Genomic DNA, 18,237 nt, shown 5'->3' with positions numbered 1-18,237 from the left:
GGACGAGTTGAGGGGTTCGACGGCCGCTGGGCCAGGGTGAGCGACAGTGCTGATCTGCAGTGCGGACGCCATCAGCGGGGCTGAGCTCACCCCAATAGCGGTCACCGTTGCCGCAAATTCAGCGTCCAACCGGGTGCCGGAGCATACCGAGCTGGTTGAGCTGCAGCACGCCTCAGCGAGGGCTCGATCATCGCGATCGAGGACCCCGTCGCCGTCGAGCAACGCTGGGTCTCGCCAGCCGCTACCTCGGCCCCGATGGCGCCGGCGCCCACATCGAAAGCGCACCGGCGCCACCGGACGCGTGGTCCGCATCCTCCTGCGCCCCGAGCATTGGCTAACTCCGCGCCTACACCCGGCTGTCCAGCTAGCCCGGGTGCTTCGAGACACGTTGTCCCGTGACCGGTCCGTCCGAAGTAGACATGGCGCGCCGTAGGCTTGCCGGGCGCATGTCGGTCCATACCTCGTCGATGTGGGACAGGCACTCCTCCTTCGCGCCGGTGAACCCGGTCGCGGTCCAGCCGGGCGGGCCTTCGCGGTCCGCCGGCCAGATCGAGTACTGCTCCTCGTCGTTGACGACCACCCGGTACGTCACTGCGGCTCCTCGGTGTCGGTGATGATGTTGTCCAGCACGGCTTCGAAGTTGGCGAGCACGTGCGCCACGAAGCGGTCGTCGTACCGCCCTCGGTCGAACACGGCTTCGAGGCGCATCCGGTCGCCCGGTGTGACCACCAGGGTGAACGGGTAGTTCGTCCACGTCTTCGCGGATACCGCGGTGGCGCCCGCCGGCGCGAGTCGTTCGCGGGCCGACTCGCGCACCGGATAGTTCTCGAACACCAGGATGGTCTCGAACAGCGGCACATTGCCCGGCACCTCGCTCCAGCCGTGCACCCGCACCAGCGGTGTGTGGTCCGACGGCAGCTCCGCCTGGTGGCGCTGGTTGTCCTGCAGCCACGTCACCAGGTCCCCGTCCGCCGGGATGGTGACCCGCACCGGCAGCGTGTTGATGAACATCCCGAGCATGCGGGTGTTGTCCGGTTCCGTTGACCGGCCGCTGCGCGTCACGCCGAAGACGACGTCCGGGGTGCCCGCGTACCGGGACAACACCAGACCCCACGCCGCCTGCAGCACCGTGCTCGCGGTGACTCGGTGTGCCCTCGTGAACCCGGTCAGCCGGTCACCGAGGTCGAGCAGGCGCTCGCACTGCGCGTGCCCCGGCCCGCCGGACGCGTGCGACGGCAGTGGGGTCGGCTCGCGGAAGCCCGCCAGGTACCGCTGCCAGAACGGGCGGGCCCGCTCGTGGTCCTGCGCACGGAGCCACGCGATGTGCGCCGACCAGGACGGCGCCGGGTCGTGCGGTGGGGGTGCCCCGGCGCGGAGCGCGTCGTACACGGTGAGGTACTCGTCGACCAGCGCGACGAGGCTCCAGCCGTCCAGCACGAGGTGATGGCTGGTCAACGCGACCACCCAGTCCCCGTCTGCGAGGTCGACCATGGTCAGCCGGACCAGCGGCGCCTCGAACAGGTCGAAGCCCCGGATGCGGTCGGCCATCAACAGTTCCTCGAGCCGTTTGCGGTGGGTGTCCGGCGGCCAGGCGGTGCCGAGGACGACGTCGGCGGCCGATGTGGCGTGCCGGTCCACCACCTGCCACGGTTCTTGCCGGTCGTCGAGCAGGAAACGGGTGCGCAGCACCGGGTGGCGGCGCGCCAGCTCCGCCCACGCCGCGGTGCACGTGTCCGGGTCGAGACCCTCCTGCGGCCACACCGTCTGGCTGACGTACAGACCGCTGCCCGGTTCGGCGAGTACGTGGAAGAGCATGCCTTCCTGGGTCGGTGCCAGCGGGTACGCGTCCGCCGCGGCCGGGTCGCGGCGCAGGATCGCCGCACGCCGGGCGGCCCACTCCGGCGGTGTGGCGACCGGTGCCTCGACCGGTGTGGCGACCGCGGCGAGCTCGGCGATCGTCTGGTGGGCGAAGAACTGCCGCGGGGTCAGGTGCAGCCCGGCGCTCGCCGCCCGCGCGACGATCTGGATGGCGCGGATCGAGTCGCCGCCGAGCGCGAAGTAGTTGGCGTCCGCCGCCGGTGCCGGCACGTCGAGCACCTGCGCCCAGACGGCCGCCAGGACCCGTTCCGCCTCCGTTTCCGGCGCCCGCCCGCCTGCCATCGCGGGCTCCGGTGGGGCCGGCAGCGCGCGCCGGGCGAGCTTCCCCGTCGGTGTCGTGGGCAGCTCGGTCAGCGGCACGTATGCCGACGGCACGAGCGCGTGCGGCAGCGACTCGGCGAGGAACGCGCGCAGCACGACCGGTTCCGCGACCGCCGCCACGGCGGGGTCCGCGACCACGTACGCCACCAGCACCCCGTGCACCGCGACGGCCGCCCGGCCGACGGTCGGGTGCGCCCGCAGCGCTGCCTCCACGTCAGCCGGGTCGAAGCGGACGCCGTTGACCTTGAGCTGGTCGTCGGACCGCCCGAGGTACTGCAGGTTGCCGTCGGGCAGGTACCTGGCCCGGTCGCCGGTGCGGTAGAGGCGTTGCCCCGGCAGCGTCGGGTGGGGCACGAACCGGTCCGCGGTCAGCGACGGGTTGCCGTGGTAGCCGCGGGCCAGGCCGGCGCCACCGACGTAGACGTGGCCGGGCAGGCCCGCGCCCACCGGGATCATCCCGTCGTCGAGCAACTCGACCCACGTGCCGTCGATCGGCCGGCCGACGGGCACGTGGCGGTGCACCGCGGGCGCCCGGACCTCGTGTGCGGTGGTCGTCATCGTCGTCTCGCTGGGGCCGTACATGTTGACCACGCGCGCCGAGGGCGCGACCACGGCGAGGTCGAGTACGTCACCGGCGTGCAGCGGCTCGCCGCTGACCAGGACGGTGCGCAGCGCCGGCAGTGTGACCCTGCGCCGGGCGAGGTGGCCGGTGAGCACCCGCAGGACCGACGGGACGACGGACGCGACCACGCTCACCGGTTCGGCTGCGAGCACGTCGACGGCCGTGTCCAGATCGGCCACCCCGTCGGTCAGCAGCGCGATCCGCGCGCCGACCGTCAGCGGGAACACGAGGTCGCGCAGGCTCGCGTCGAACGAGACGGTCGTCATCGCCGCCACGGTGTCACCAGGGCCCGCGTACTCGCGCCGCCGCATATCCGCGAAATAGTTCGCCACGCCGCGGCGCGTGCCCGCGATCCCCTTGGCCGCCCCGGTCGAGCCGGACGTGTGCACGACGTAGGCCAGGCTGTCCGGCTCGGCCCGGGGGAACTCCGCGATCCGGTCGACCGGCAGGTCGCCCGCCTGGACCACCGGGCCCGCGAACCCCGGCAGAGGTTTCTTCGTCAGCAACACGCCGGGGCGGGTGTCGTCGAGGATTCCGGCCAGCCGAGCGGGCGGGTGCTCCGGGTCGAGGGGCACGAACCCCGCTCCGGCCCGCCACACCGCCATCAGGGCGACGACCAGCTCCGCGTCCCGGCCGAGGTGGACGGCGACGAGCGTCTCCGGTCCCGCACCGGCCGCCACGAGCCGGGTGGCGAGGCGGTCGACGCGGGCGCCGAGCTCGGCGTACGTGACGTCGGTCCCGGCGGCACGCACCGCGACCCGGTCCGGCCGGGCGGCGATCTGCCGGGCCACCGGCTCCCACGGGTCGGCCACCGCGGGGGTGACCCGTCGCGGGACCGGTGCCGGGGTGAGCGGCACGCGCGTTACCGGGCGGTCCGGTTCGGCGGCGACGAGGTCGAGCAGCCGCAGCCAGTGCGCCACGAACGTCTCCGCCCAAGCCTGGTCGACGACGTCTCTGTCGAACTCGAGCGTCCCGGCCAGGCCGCCGGCGTGCACGGTCACCGCGAGCCGCAAGTCACACTTGACCCCGCCCACCGGGACCGGCACCGAGCGCGCGGCGAGGTCGGGTACGGCGAAGCCGGCCGCTGGATCGCTCTCCACGACGAACTGCGCCTGCACGAGGGGATGCCGGGTGAGGTCGCGGTCCGGTGCCAGCGCCTCGACGAGACGCTCGAACGGCACGTCCTGGTGCGCGTAGGCGCCGAGCGCGGTCGCGGCCACCCGATCGAGCAGCTGCCGGAAACTCGGGTCGCCGGACACCGAGGTGCGAAACACGACCGTGTTGACGAACAGCCCGGCCAGCGGCTCGAAGTCGACGTGGTCCCGCCCGGAGACGGGGGAACCGACCAGCACGTCGTCCCGGCCGGTGTACCGGGCGAGCAGTGCCTGGTAGCCGGCCAGCAGCACCATGAACAGCGTGGCCTGCCCGGCCCTGGCGAGCTCGCGCAGCCGGGCACACAAGATGCCGTCGACGGTGAACGAGACCCGGCCGCCGCGGAAGTTCTGCACCGCCGGGCGCACCAGGTCACTCGGCAGGTCGAGCACGAGCTCCGCACCATCCAAAGCGGACTTCCAGTACGAGAGCCCGGCGTCGAGGCGAGCGCCGGTGAGCCGCTCTCGTTGCCAGGCGGCGAAGTCGGCGTACTGCATGGCGGGCACGGGCAGTTCCGCACCCGCGTAGATCGAGCCGAGGTCGCGAGCGAGCACGTCCAACGACATTCCGTCGGCGACGATGTGGTGCACCACGACGACCAGAACGTGCTCGTCCGCGCCGACCCGCAGGACCCGGGCCCGCACCAGCGGATACGTCGCCAGGTCGAACGGCCGCGCGGTCTCCTCGGCCAGCACGGCGGCCACCTCGTCCGGTGCGACGTCCTCGACCGCCATCCTCACCGCCTCGGGCGGGTGCACCTGGGCGTACGGCACACCGTTCTCGGCGTGGAAGGTCGTTCGCAGCGTCTCGTGGCGGGCGAGCAACCCGGTGACCGCCTCGCGCAGCACGTCGACATCGAGGGGCCCGGACAGGTGCAGGGCCAGCGCCAGGTTGTAGGTGCCTGCCTGGTCTCCCACCTGCTCGACGAACCACAGCTGCTGCTGCGCGAACGACAGCGGCAGCGGCCGTCCGTCACGCGGCAGCGGCCGCGGTTCGTCCGCCGCGTCCCGCCCCCGGGTGGAGATCAGGTCGGCGAGACCCGCGACCGTGCCGGCACGCAACAGGTCGGCGAGCGTGAGCCGGACGCCCAGCTGCCGCGCGATCCTGGTGACGATCCGGATCCCCGCGAGCGAGTGCCCGCCGACGTCGAGGAAGTGGTCGGTCACGCCGACCCCGTCGGCACCCAGTACCGCCGACCAGATCCCGGCGAGCCGCCGTTCGAGGTCGTTCGACGGCGCGACGTGCTCCTCGGCCCGCTCCGGGCCGGGCGCGGGGAGCGCGGCTCGGTCGACCTTTCCCGCGGGGTTGAGCGGAAAACGCGGCAACGTCACGTAGTACCGCGGCACGACCATGGCGGGCAGCGAGTCCGCGAGGTGCTCGCGCAGCTCCCGCGCGCCCGGCCCCGGCGTGCCGGGACGGGGCACCACGTAGGCGACGAGCCGTCCGTCGCGCTGGTGGACCACGGCGGCCGCGACCCCCGGGTGGCCGGTGAGCACCGCCTCGATCTCGCCCGCCTCGACCCGGACTCCGTTGACCTTGATCTGGTTGTCCAGCCTCCCGAGGTAGTCGAGCTGCCCGTCCGGACGCTCGCGGACCAGGTCACCGGTCCGGTACAGGCGTCCGCCGGGCACGGTCGGATCGGGCACGAACCGGTCGGCGGTCAGGCCAGGTCTGCGGAAGTAGCCCCGGCACACCGCGACGCCCCCGATGTGCAGCTCACCCGGTGTGCCGGGCGGGACCGGGCGCAGGTGCTCGTCGAGCACGTGCAGCGTGTTGCCGGGCACAGCGACCCCGATCGGCACGGGTGACTCGCCGCCCCGGCACCGGGCGAACGTCGAGGAGATCGTGGTCTCGGTCGGCCCGTAGAAGTTGTAGAACTCGACGTCGAGCGCCGCCGCCACCCGGTCGGCCAGGGCGGCGGGCAGTGCCTCGCCGCCCGCCACCAGCCAGCGCAGGCTCGCGCACGAGGCCGGGTCGGCCTCGTCGAGGAACAGGTGCAGCAGCGACGGCACGAACTGCGCGACCGTGACTCGTTCCCTGGCGATCAACGCGGACAGGTAGTCGGGCTCGCGGTGCCCGTCCTGCTTCGGCACGACGAGCCGGGCGCCGGTGGTCAACGGGAGGAACAGCTCCCACACGGACGGGTCGAAGCTGATCGCGGTGCGCAGCAGCACGGCATCGCCGGCGCCGACCGGCAGCAGATCCCTGGTCCACGCAAGGTAGTTGGCCACCGACCGGTGGTCGAGCATCGTGCCCTTCGGCCGCCCGGTCGAGCCCGACGTGTAGATGACGTAAGCGAGGTTGTCCGGCGCGGTACGGACGCGCAGGTCGATCCGGGGCCCGGCCAGGACCGTGCCGCGGTCCCGGTCGAGGCACACCAGCTCGGGCCGGTGCTCGTTGTCGTCGAGCAGCGCTCCCGCCCGGTCGGTGTTGTCGGTGACCAGCACCGCCGGGGCGGCGTCGGCGACCATGTACCGCAGCCGCTCCCTCGGGTAGTCCGGGTCGAGCGGCACGTACGCCCCACCCGCCTGCCAGATCGCGACGAGCGTGACGATCAGGTCGATGCCGCGCGGCAGGCACACGCCGACCACCGTCTCCGCGCCGACGCCGAGCTCGCGCAGCCGGGCCGCGAACCGCGCGGCCCGGTCATCGAGCTCGGCAAAGGTGAGGTGGGTGCCTTCGAACGTCACCGCCGTCGCGTCCGGTGCGCGGTGGCACTGTTCCTCGATGAGATCCGGGGTCGGGCGAAGGTCCATCTCACGTCTCCGATGCGGGGCGTTTGACGTTGCCGCCACTGATGACCAGCACCGTGCCGGTGCCGGCGGGAACCGCTCTGTCGAGCAGCGCGGCGAGCGGCAGCGCCGCGGTCGGTTCGGCCGGCACGTCTGCCATGGCGTGCCACGCGGTGCGGATGCTGTCCTCGGAGACGGTGACGATGTCGTCGACCAGCCCCCTGCCGACGACGACCTCGAAAGGCCGTTCGCCGAGGTTCGCCACCCGGGCCCCGTCGGCGATGGTGTCGGCCTCGCCGTGGAGCCGGTGCAGCCTGCCGGTGCGCAGGCTGGCCGCGGCGTCCGCGGCCCGTTCCGGCTCCACCCCGATGACCGCGACGTGCGGGGCGCGGGATTTGACCGCGAGAGCGGTACCGCCGAGCAGGCCGCCACCGCCGACCGGCACCACGACGGTCGCGAGATCCCGGACCGCGGCCATGACCTCCTCGGCGACTGTGGCCTGACCATGGATGACGTCCCAGTCGTCGGAGGAGTGCACGAACGGCCAGCCGCGTTCGGCGGCGATCGCGCGGGCCAGCCCGTCGCGGTTGCCGAAGGTGACGCCGTGGGTGATCACCTCGGCGCCGAGGTCGCGGACGGCAGCGAGCTTCGTGGGCAGCACGTTCTCCGGTGCCACGACCGTCACCGCGATGCCCAGCGCCCGCCCGGCGGTGGCCACCGCCTTGGCGTGGTTGCCAGAGCTGGCGGCGACCACACCCGCGGGGTGACCGGGCAGCCGCAGCAGGGCGTTGTACGCACCGCGCATCTTGAACGACCCCGACACCTGCATCGACTCGAGCTTGAGCCAGGTCCCGCAGGGCAGCGCGCGCAGCGGCGTGTGCCGGATGCGGGACCGCACCCGCCGGGCCGCCTCCTCGATGGCCGTGCGGTGGGCGCCCAGGTACTCCGCCGGCGGCATCATGTCGTCGTGGGCGAGCGTCATGACGGCTGTCCCGCCAGGCCTGGGACGATCCGGGTGCCGCGGACTGGTGAGAACGCCAGGAACAGGGCGGGGAGCAGGAGTCCGGCGCCCGCGACCGCAATCGCCCCGCGCAGCCCGAAGAGCTCCGCGAGCAGCCCGCTCACCACCGCGGTGACCGGGGTGGCCGCCCAGGCGACCCAGCGGAACGTCGCGTTCACCCGCCCCAGCAGGTGGTCGGGTGTCATGATCTGCCGCGCGCTGACCAGGCTGATGCTGTAGGTCTGCACCCCCGCGCTCACCGTGAAGGTCGACAGGATCAGCAACCCCAGGCTCCACCAGCTGTTGTCCGGCACCAGTGGGACGATCAGCACCGGCCCGCCCGCGACGAACGCCGCCCAGGTCACCGTGGTGCCGAGGCCGGCTCGGCCGTTGACCCTGCGCACGACGAACGAGCCGACCAGCGCGCCCGGCCCGGCCGCGGCCAGGATCAGCCCGAGGCTCCCGGCCGAGAAACCGAGGTCCTCCAGCACGAACAGGGCGAGGATCGGGGTGCGGATGTAGAAGAAGGCGTTCATGATCCCGGACGAGATCGCCATCGGGCGCAGCAGCCGGTCGCCGAACACGGTCGACAGGCCTTCGCGGATGTCCCGCCAGACCGAGGCCGCCGGGGGCGCCGCGGTCGTTTCCGCCGCCCCCGCCCGCTTCGGCACGGTGAGGGTGACGATCAACCCGGCTGCCGCCAGGTAGCAGACCGCGTCGATGGCGACGGTGTTGGCGGCGCCGAGCAACTCCGCGAGGAACCCGGCGATCGACGGACCGACGATCATCGCGGCGGAACGGGTGAGTTCCAGCTTGCTGTTGGCGTCCACCAGCTCGCGCCCGCTCACCAGCGCGGGCAGCAGCGAGGGCGACACCACACTGAACGCCACGTGCAGCGTGCTGACCAGGAAGTACACGACTATCAGCCACGGCATGGAGAGCAGGCCGAATAGCGCCGCGACCGGCAGCGAACCGAGCAGCACCGCGCGGCCGGTGTAGGTCGCGACCAGCATCCGGCGGCGGTCGACCCGGTCGGCGAGCACCCCGAAGAACGGCCATGCGAACGCCATGGGTGCCATGCCGACGCCGACGAACAGCCCCATCTCGGTGGCCGTCGCGTCGAGCTGGATCACCGCGACCAGTGGCAACGCCACCAGCGAGAGGTGATAGCCGAACTCGGAGATCGTCTGTCCCGTCCACAGACGCACGAACGGGCCGTTACGCAGCAAGGTCATCGCCATCCGCCTCGGTCGCGGTCACCATCGTGTCCAGGAGCGACCCAGCCCGGCCCGGGTCGAACAGCTCCTGGTCGTAGATCAGGTCGAGGAACACACCTCCCGGCCGGTCGTGCGCGAACAGCGTGATCGGGTAGCGGGCCCAGACCTCGTTCAGGCCGGTGTGCTCGATCTCCAGTCCGGCAACCTCGACGGCCCGGTGCGGGAAGTCCTGCATGTTGAACAGCGCCTGCGCGAGCGGCGCGTGGCTCGCGGCCTGGTCGGGCGCCAACTCGTCGAGCAGGAGTTCCAACGGCAGGTGGCGGTGGGAATGGGCGTCGAGCACCCGGCCCCGCGTGCGGTCGACCAGCGTGGCGAAGTCCGGCCGGCCGGTCAGATCGGCCCGCAGCACCACCATGTTCGCGACGTACCCCACCATCGCGTCGAGCTCCGGGCGGTCGCGATTGGCCATGGGCACCGCGACCGTGAAGTCGTCCCGGCCGAACCGGGTGCCGAGCGCGGCCTGGAACGCCGCCATGAGCACCATGAACGGTGTCGCCCGCAGCCGGCGGCACAGCTCGTGGACCCGGGCGCTCTGCCCGGCGGTGAGGGTGCGGGTCACCCTGCCACGGGCCGGCCGGGCGGCCCCGGTGAGCCGCGGGTAGTCCGGTGGCAGCTCGAACAGCGAGCCGGCCCCGGCGAGTTCGCGACGCCAGTGGTCGACTTCGGCCGCGACGAACTCGTGGGTGAGATACGCCCGCTGCCACGCGGCGAAGTCCGCGTACCGCGCGACCGGCGGAAGCTCCACAGTGGACTGGTACAGCGCGGTGAGGTCGCGGAGAACCAGGCCGACCGACCACCCGTCGGCGACGAGGTGATGGATGACCACGCACAGGACGTGGTCCCGCGGGCCCTGCCGCAGCAGCGTCGCACGCAGCAATGGCCCGGCCGCCAGGTCGAACGGCTGCCCGGTCCGCGCCGCGACCGCACCGGCCAGGTCGGCGGGAGCCACGTCGACCACCTCGAGCGGCACCGGCGCGGGCGGCCGGAGCTGCGGGCCGTGCGCGGGGAAGACCGTCCGCAGCGCGTCGTGCCGTGCGACGAGCCCGGTGAGGGCCGTCGCCAGCGCGTCGTGGTCGAGCTCGCCGCGCAGCCGCCGGACAATCGGCACGTTGTAGCACGCATACCGCCCGGAACTCCGTTCCAGGGACCACAACCGACGCTGCGCGGCGGTCAGCACCGGCTCGCCCGAAGCCGGCACGAGGTCGGGCAGCGGGTCGGCTTCCGCGTCACGGACCCGCGTCGCGAGCTCCGCGACAGTCGGGCTCTCGAACAACGCACGCACCGGCAGCAGTACGCCCAGCGACTCCCGTAGCCCGGCGACGGTCCGTGCGGCGAGCAGCGAATGTCCGCCGAGGGTGAAGAAGTCCTGGTGCACCCCGACTTCCGGCACGTCGAGGACGTCGCACCAAACGCGGGCTATCAGCTCCTCGACACCGTCGCGCGGGTGCTGGTCGGTCACCGCCTCCGCCGCGGGTACGGGGAGCGCATCGCGGCGGATCTTCCCGGTCGTGGTGCGCGGGAGCCGGTCGAGCGGGACGAAACCGGCCGGGAGGTGGGTGGTGGGCAGCCGGTCGGCCAGATCGGCGCGGATGCGCTGGGGCGTGGGCAAAGTGCCCGCCGGCACCACGCACGCCACCAGCCTGCCGCCGGGCGCGTGCACCGCGGCCTCGGCGATCGCGGGGTGCGCGCACAGCGCTGCCTCGATCTCGCTCGGGTCGATGCGCACCCCGTTGACCTTGAGCTGGTGGTCGGTGCGCCCGAGGTACTGCAGAGTCCCGTCGGGCAGGTACCTGGCGCGGTCACCGGTGTCGTACATCCGTTCCCCGGCCCTGGTGGGGTGGGGGACGAACCGCTCGGCGGTGCGCCCCGGCTGCCGGTGGTAGCCGCGTGCGAGGCCCGCGCCACCGATGAAGACGCGGCCCGGCATGCCGATCCCCACCGGGCGCAACCGTTCGTCGAGCACCTCGACACGAGTGTTGCCGATCGCCGTGCCCACCGGGATCCGGTCGGTCGCGCCGGGCCGTACGCGGTGGCGGGTGGTGGTCATGGTCGTTTCGCTGGGCCCGTACATGTTGTAGACGGCCGCATTCGGCGCGACGGCCGCCACCGCGGCCACGTCCTCGGGGTGCAGCGGCTCACCGGAGACCAGCACGGTCCGCAGATCCGGCCACTGCCTCCCGCGTGTGGTGAGCATGCGCAGCAGCGACGGCACGACGGCGGGTACGACGGTCGTCTCGGCGATGGCGCCGGCAACCGCGTCGAGGTCGGCCGCACCGCCCGGCACGAGGACGACGCGTGCGCCGACGGCGAGCGGGAGCAGCAGGTCGCGCAGCGACGCGTCGAAGGACACGGTGGTCAACGCCGTCACCGTGTCGGCAGCGGTGACGAGACCGGCCCGGCTCAGATCGGCCAGGTAGTTGGCGACTCCGCGGTGGGTGCCGGAGATGCCCTTCGGGGTGCCGGTCGTACCGGAGGTGTAGACGACGTACGCGCGGCCGTCCGGGTGGACGAGCCGCGGCGGCGGCTCGGGCCCGTCCTCGAGTGGGGGCAGTTCGGTGAGCTCGAGGTCGGGTCGTGCGTCGGCGAGCACGTCCGCGGCCCGCCGCGGCGGCAGCTCCGGATCCAATGCGACGAAGCCCGCTCCGGTGCGCCAGACGGCGAGGAGGGCGACGACGAGGTCGACGCCGCGCGGCAGCCGCACCGCGATGAGCCGTTCGGGTCCGGCGCCCAATGCCGTGAGCCGGCCGGCCAGCCGGGCGGCCCGGCGGTCCAGATCCCGGTACGTCACGACCTCGTCCCCGCACACCACCGCGTCCGCGTCCGGGTGCAGCGCCGCCCGTGCGGCGACCAGCGCGGCCACTCCGGTGTCGGGGACCGGTGTGGCGGTGTCGCCCGCGCGGTCGAGCAGGGCCTGTCCCGCCGCGGTCAGCAGCGACACGTCGGCGTGCGGTGCGGACGGGTCGGCGACCATGGCGGCCAGGATGGTGCGCCATCCCTCGACGAGGACGTCCGCCTCCGCACCGGCGAACACGTCGGTGGCGAACCGAAGCCCGCAGTCGAACCGGTCGCCCGAGTCGGTGGCGACCAGGGTCAGGTCGTTCTTGACCGTGTCGTTGGATACGCCGACCGGCAACACCTCGGCCCACGTCCCGCCGGCCGGGCGGGGCGCGTGCAGCTCGAACATGACCTGGTGGAACGGCTGGTGGGCGAGGTCCCGGTGCGGCGCCACCGCCTCGACGACCTTCTCGAACGGCACGTCCTGGTGCTCGTAGGCGGCGACTGCCGCGTCCAGCACGACCGTCAGCGCGTCCGCGAAGGTCGTGGCGCCGGACAGATCGGCGCGCAGCGCGACGGTGTTGACGAAGAAGCCGGGCACGTCCTCCAGTTCCGAGGTCGCACGCCCGGCCACCGGCGTGCCGACCACGAGGTCGTCCGTGCCGCCGAACCGGGCGAGCAGCAGCGTGAACCCGGTCAGCAGCACCATGAACGGCGTCGCGCCGTGCGCCATGGCCACCGCACGCACCGCCGAGGTGAGGCCGGCGTCGAGCGTGAACCGCCGGATGCCGCCGCGGTAGGTCGGCACGGGTGGCCGGACGCCGGTGCCCGGCAGGTCGAGGATCGCGGGTGCCCCGTCCAGCACGGACCGCCAGTGGTCGAGCTCGCGGTCCAGCCGCTCGCCCGCCATCCAGTCCCGCTGCCACGCGGCGTAGTCGGCGTACTGGAGCGCCGGCTCGGCGAGCGTGCGCCCGTGGTACAGCGCGGCCAACTCGTCGACGAGCAGCCCGAGCGACCAGCCGTCGGTGACGATGTGGTGCATCGTCAGCACCAGCACCGGCCGACCGGCCCGCAGCAGCAACTCGGCCCGCAGCAACGGTCCGGTGGCGAGATCGAACGGGAGCCGCGCCTGGGTGTCGGCCGCGGCGCGGACCGCGCCGTCCTGGTCCGCGTGCGCCGTCAGGTCCACCTCCGGAAGTGGCACCGGCTCGGCGGGCAGCAACCGGCCGGCCGGGCCACTGCCGGTGTCGTCGTAGACGGTGCGGAGGATCTCGTGGCGGCGCACGACCTCGGTGAGTGCCGCCCGCAGTGCGGGCACGTCCAGCAGTTCGGGCAGCGCGAGCACCAGCTGCACGTTGTAGGCCGGGGAGCCGGGCACCAGCCGGTCGAGGAACCACAGCCGTTCCTGGCCGTATGACAGCGCGTCGGGGCCGCTTCGACGCGACACGCGGACCGGCGGCGTGCTCTCACCACCGGCCTGTTCCTCGACGTACTGGGCGAGGTCGGCGAGCGTGGCCGCCTCGAACGCGGTTTGCACCGGAACCCGCACCCCGGTCGCGCGCTCGAGCCGCACCACCATCTGGATCAACTGGAGTGAGTGGCCGCCGAGGTCGAAGAAGCGGGCGTCGGCGCCGATGTCCGCCCTGCCGAGCACCTCGGCCCAGATTCCGGCCAGCGCACGCTCGCCATCGGTCCGGAGGGGCGTGCTGCTCGCCGGTGCCGGTTCGGGTGCGGGGAGCGCGTCCCGGTCGAGCTTGCCGTTGGCTGTGCGCGGCAGTGCGTCCAGCACGACGAAGTGCTGCGGTACCCAGCCTGCCGGCAGGTGTTCCCGGAGGTGGGCACGCAGCTCCGCCGGTCCGGGCGCCGGACCGGCGACGGTGAGGTACGCGGCGAGTGTGGTGGTGCCCGCCCGGTCGGCGACCGGGCGCACCGCGACCTCGCCCACCGCCGGGTGCGCGGCGAGGGCGGCCGCGATCTCGGCCGGTTCGATCCGCTGCCCGTTGACCTTGACCTGGTGGTCGGTGCGGCCGAGGAACTCGAGCGTGCCGTCCGGCCGCCAGCGGACCACGTCGCCGGTCGCGTAGCGCCGGCCTCCGAGCACGGTGGGATCGGGCACGAATCGCTCCGCGGTCAGCCCCGGCTTGTTCAGGTACCCCCGGCCGACCGCGGTCCCGCCGTGGTACAGCTCGCCCGGCAGCCCGAACCCCGCCTCCCGGCCGTCGGGATCGAGCACGTGCGCCGTGGTGTTCCACATCGGACGGCCGATCGACGCGACCGCGCCGTGGTCCGTTGTGGACGCCCAGGCGCCGGTACTGTGGATCGTGGTCTCGGTCGGGCCGTACAGGTTGAGCAGGGAGCCGTCGAACTCGGCGAGCACCCGGTCGCGCAGGTCGCCGGGTAGCGCCTCACCGCTGCAGATGATCACGCGCAGGCTCGTGCCGGCGGGGACTCCGGTGGCGTCGACGAAGGTCCGCAGCATCGACGGCACGAAGTGTGCCGCGGTCACGCCCGCTTGGTCGATCAGCTCGGCGAGGTAGCGCGGGTCGCGGTGGCCTCCGGGACGGGCCAGCACCATGCGCGCTCCCGTCATCAGCGGCAGGAACAGCTCCCAGACGGAGACGTCGAACCCGAACGGTGTCTTCTGCAGGACGACGTCGGCGCGGTCGAGGCCCAGCTCGCCGGCGAGCCAGAGGTGGTGGTTGACCACGGCCCGGTGCGGGATCGCGACTCCCTTCGGCGACCCGGTCGAGCCGGAGGTGTAGATCACGTATGCGGTGGCATCCGGTGTCACGCCGGTGCCGGGTGCTCCGTCCGGGAAGCTCGTGAGGTCGTCGCGGTCGAGGAGGACGACCGGGGGCAGGTCGGTGCTCCGCAGTGCGCGGGTCGCCTCGGCCTCGGTCACGACCGCGACCGGGCGCGCATCGGCGACCATGCGTCCGAGCCGTACCGGGGGGAGGTCGGGTTCGAGCGGCAGGTAGCCCGCACCTGCCTTGAGGACCGCGAGCAGGGCCACGACGAGCTCTGTCGATCGCGGGAGGCAGACCCCGACCAGGATGTCCGGTCCGGCACCGAGCTCGCGCAACCGGTGAGCGAGCCGGTTGGCCCGCCGATCGAGCTCGCGGAAGGTCAGCCCGGTGTGCTCGTCGGCGACGGCGATCAGGTCCGGAGTTTTCGCCACCTGCGCGGAGACCAGCTCGTGCAGGCACGCGCCGGATTCCGGCACCGAGGTGTCGTTGGCGGCGCGGACCAGCGCCCGCTCCTCGTCCGTCCACAGCGGAATATCCAGCGCCTGCTGGTCGGGGTCCTCGGCGAACGCCGCGAGCACCAGACCGAGGTGACCCGCCATGCGCTCCGCGGTCGCCCGGGTGAACAGGTCACGGGCGTAGCGCAGCCGCCCGGTCAGCTCCCCGCCGTCGACCGCCATGAAGTCGAGGTCGAAGCGGGCGGCGCCGTTGGTGACCGCCACCGGCGTCCACTCCGCGCCACCCGCCGCGAGCACGCGTGGTGCGTCGTCGAGCTGGACGAGCGCGCGGACGAGGGTGTCGTGCCCGGTGCCGCGCACGCGGCCGGCGAGCAGTTCGAGTGGCAGTTCCTGGTGTTCGTAGGCGGTGAGCGTCGCTTCCCGGCAGCGGGTCACCAGCTCGCGTACCGACGCGTCGCCGACGTCGACCCGCAAGGGCACCGTGTTGACGAAGAACCCGATCACATCCTCGGTGCCACCTCGGACCCGGCCCGCCATGGGCGTGCCCGCGACCACGTCGCGGCTGCCGGTGTAGCGGGCGAGCAGCGTCTGGAACGCGGCGAGCAGCACCGGGAACATCGTCGTGCCCTCGGCCCGGGCGAGGGCTCGCAGCCCGTGCGAGGTCTCCGGAGACACGGTGACCGGCAGGTCGTCTCCGCGCAGGGTGGCGGCGGACGGGCGCGGGAAGTCGGTCGGCAGCTCGAGCGACTCCGGCGCACCCGCGAGGTGCTCGCGCCAGTGAGCCAGCTCGGCCGCGCTGCGCTCGGCGAGCCGCTCCCGCTGCCACGCGGCGAAGTCCGGGTACTGTGCCGGCACCGGCGGCAGGTTCGTCTGTCCAGTTCGGACGAGTTGATCGTACGCAGTGGACAGTTCGCGAACCAGGACGTCCTGGGACCATCCGTCGCACACGGCGTGGTGGATCACCACCAGCAGCAGGTGGTGATCCGCGCCGAACCTGGCGAGCCGGGCACGCACGAGCGGGTCGTGGCCCAGGTCGAAGGGCGCCCGGATGTGCCTGCCGAGCCAGGCTTGCTCGCCGGCGGCGTCGCTGCCGATGTCGTCGACGGCGATGATGACCCGGTGGTCCGGGGTGATCGTGAGCACCGGTGTGCCATCCGCGGCGACGATGTTCGAGCGGAGTGAGTCGTGCCGCGTGACGACCGCGGCGAGGGCCTGGCCCAGTGCGGCGACGTCGAGCGGGCCGCTCAGCCGGAACGCGAGCGGCACGTTGTAGGCCGGACTGCCAGGGGAGAGCTGGTCGAGGAACCACAGCCGCTCCTGGCCGGCGGACGGCACGAGACGCTGCTCGTCGGGGTAGGCGCCGGTCCCGGCGGCGGCCTTGCGCAAGGCCGCGCGCACGGCGGCGGGACGCCTCCTGGGCGAGGCGGTCATCGAACCGTGCTCTCGTCTTCGTCCATCTCGTACCCGTCGGCGAGCAACGCCTCCGCGGTGCCGAGCAGCGCGTCTGCGTCGACCTCCGGCTTGACCTCGAGCCAGTCCCGGAAGGCGACGACCGTGGGCGCCTCGAACAGCGCCCGGACCGGCACCTCGAGGTCGAGAACCGCGTTGATGGCCAGCACGAGCCGGGCGGCGAGCAGTGACTGGCCACCGAGCGTGAAGAAGCTGTCGCGGGTGCCGACCGCGTCCCGGTCGAGCGTGTCGGCCCACAGCTCGGCCAGCAGCTCGTCGAGTGCGTCCCGCGGCTCCCCACCGCCCTCCGCGACCGGGAGGTGCCCGCGCACCAGGGCGGCCCGGTCCACCTTCCCGTTCCCCGTCAGCGGCCAGCTGCCGACGACGGCCACACTCGACGGGACCATGTACGCGGGCAGCGTCCGCCCCATATCCGCACGCAGCTGCTCGGGATCCAGCCCGTCGGCGCCCCGGACGAAGGCCACCAGCCGCGCACCACCGTCGCCGACCTCGGCCGCCGCGACCGCGTCCGCCACACCCGTGGACTGCCGCAGCGCGGCCTCGACCTCGCCGAGCTCGATTCGGAAACCCTGGATCTTCACCTGGAAGTCGTCCCGGCCGAGGAACTCGATCGTCCCGTCCGGCAAGTACCGCCCGAGGTCACCGGTGCGGTAGATCCGAGCGCCGGTCTCCGGGTGGTCGACAAAGCTCGCCGCGGTCAGCTCCGGGGCATTCCAGTAGCCCATCGCCACGCCGACGCCGCCGATGTGGAGATCACCGGGCACACCGATCGGACAGGGGGACATCGCCTTGTCGAGGACGTGGAAGGTCTGGTTCGCCATCGGCCGCCCGTAAGGAATGCTCGTCCATGCGGGGTCGACGTCGCCGATCTCGTGGAGGATCGACCAGATCGACGCCTCCGTGGCACCACCGAGGCTGATGACCTTGGCGTCCGGGCAGGCGCGTGCGATGTCGGCCGGGAGCCCGACGCGGATCCAGTCCCCGCTCAGCATGACGAGGCGAAGGCTCGCCAATGCCCCTGGCCGCGCCGCGGCGACCGCGAGTTCCATCAGCGCGGGCACGGAGTTCCACACGGTCACCCCGGTCCGGTGGGTCAACTCCGCCCAGTAGTCCGGATCCGGTGCCGGGGAGGGCGCCGGGACGACGATCGTCGCGCCCGCGGCCAGCACGCCGAACACGTCGTACACGGCGAGGTCGAACGTCAGCGCCGACAAGGCGAGCACGCGGTCCCCGGCGGTGATCCCGAACCGCTCGTTGATGTCCAGGCAGGTGTTCACCGCACCGCGGTGGTTGATCATCACGCCCTTGGGGGCACCGGTCGAACCGGAGGTGTAGATCACGTAGGCGAGGTCGTCCGGGCCCCGGTCCGGCGTGCTCACCGGCTCCCGCGTGCCCGGGTCGGCGTCCGGGACGTCCAGCACGACGGCGCCGTCCGGCCAGTCCACCCCTTCGACCAGACAGGGCTGGGTCACCACGACGGCGGCGCCCGCGTGGTCGAGCAGGTGGTGCAACCGATCCCGCGGCACCCGCGGATCCACCGGAACGAAGAACCCGCCCGCCGCGGGCACCGCGAGCGAGGCGACGACCTGCTCCCACCCCTTGTCCATGACGATCGCGACGGCGTCACCGGGCCGCAGACCCGTCGCGAGCAGCCGGGCGGCGAGCCTGTTCACCCGGTCGCCGAGCTGCCGGTAGGTCAGCTGCCCGCCCGGGTGGATGACCGCCGGCTCTTCGGAGTGCCGCAACGCGGCGCGGTGGAACAATTCGTGCAGCAACCGTTCGGAATCGGCGAATTCCGTGGCCGTATC

6 protein-coding genes are annotated in these 18,237 nt (G+C 72.9%); all 6 read right to left on the bottom strand.

The features are described 5' to 3' along the window. Nucleotides 1-364: 364 nt before the first annotated feature. Genes H5965_RS30345 through H5965_RS30320 form a run of 6 tightly spaced genes read right to left on the bottom strand, consistent with a single transcriptional unit; the run spans nucleotide 365 to nucleotide 18,204 of the window. Nucleotides 365-592, bottom strand: a complete 228-nt coding sequence (locus H5965_RS30345) for an MbtH family NRPS accessory protein (RefSeq protein ID WP_310974000.1) — start codon at nucleotides 590-592, stop codon at nucleotides 365-367. Beyond that, nucleotides 589-6,729: a non-ribosomal peptide synthetase gene (locus tag H5965_RS30340; protein ID WP_310973998.1), complete on the bottom strand. Its 6,141-nt coding sequence runs from the start codon at nucleotides 6,727-6,729 to the stop codon at nucleotides 589-591. The genes H5965_RS30345 and H5965_RS30340 overlap by 4 nt, the downstream gene beginning before the upstream one ends. A gap of 1 nt (nucleotide 6,730) precedes the next feature. After that, nucleotides 6,731-7,687, bottom strand: a complete 957-nt coding sequence (locus H5965_RS30335; RefSeq protein ID WP_310973996.1) for a pyridoxal-phosphate dependent enzyme — start codon at nucleotides 7,685-7,687, stop codon at nucleotides 6,731-6,733. Next, a complete protein-coding gene (locus tag H5965_RS30330) occupies nucleotides 7,684-8,940 on the bottom strand; it encodes an MFS transporter (RefSeq protein WP_310973995.1) in 1,257 nt (418 codons plus the stop codon). Before H5965_RS30330 ends, H5965_RS30335 begins: the two co-directional genes overlap by 4 nt. Then, nucleotides 8,924-16,390, bottom strand: a complete 7,467-nt coding sequence (locus H5965_RS30325; protein ID WP_310973993.1) for a non-ribosomal peptide synthetase — start codon at nucleotides 16,388-16,390, stop codon at nucleotides 8,924-8,926. Before H5965_RS30325 ends, H5965_RS30330 begins: the two co-directional genes overlap by 17 nt. Then, a complete protein-coding gene (locus H5965_RS30320) occupies nucleotides 16,387-18,204 on the bottom strand; it encodes an amino acid adenylation domain-containing protein (protein ID WP_310973992.1) in 1,818 nt (605 codons plus the stop codon). The genes H5965_RS30325 and H5965_RS30320 overlap by 4 nt, the downstream gene beginning before the upstream one ends. Nucleotides 18,205-18,237 lie beyond the last annotated feature (33 nt).

This window comes from Amycolatopsis sp. 505, from assembly GCF_031625235.1.
In the GTDB taxonomy this organism is placed as follows: Bacteria; Actinomycetota; Actinomycetes; order Mycobacteriales; family Pseudonocardiaceae; genus Amycolatopsis.
This window is presented reverse-complemented; position numbering and strand designations above follow the sequence as displayed.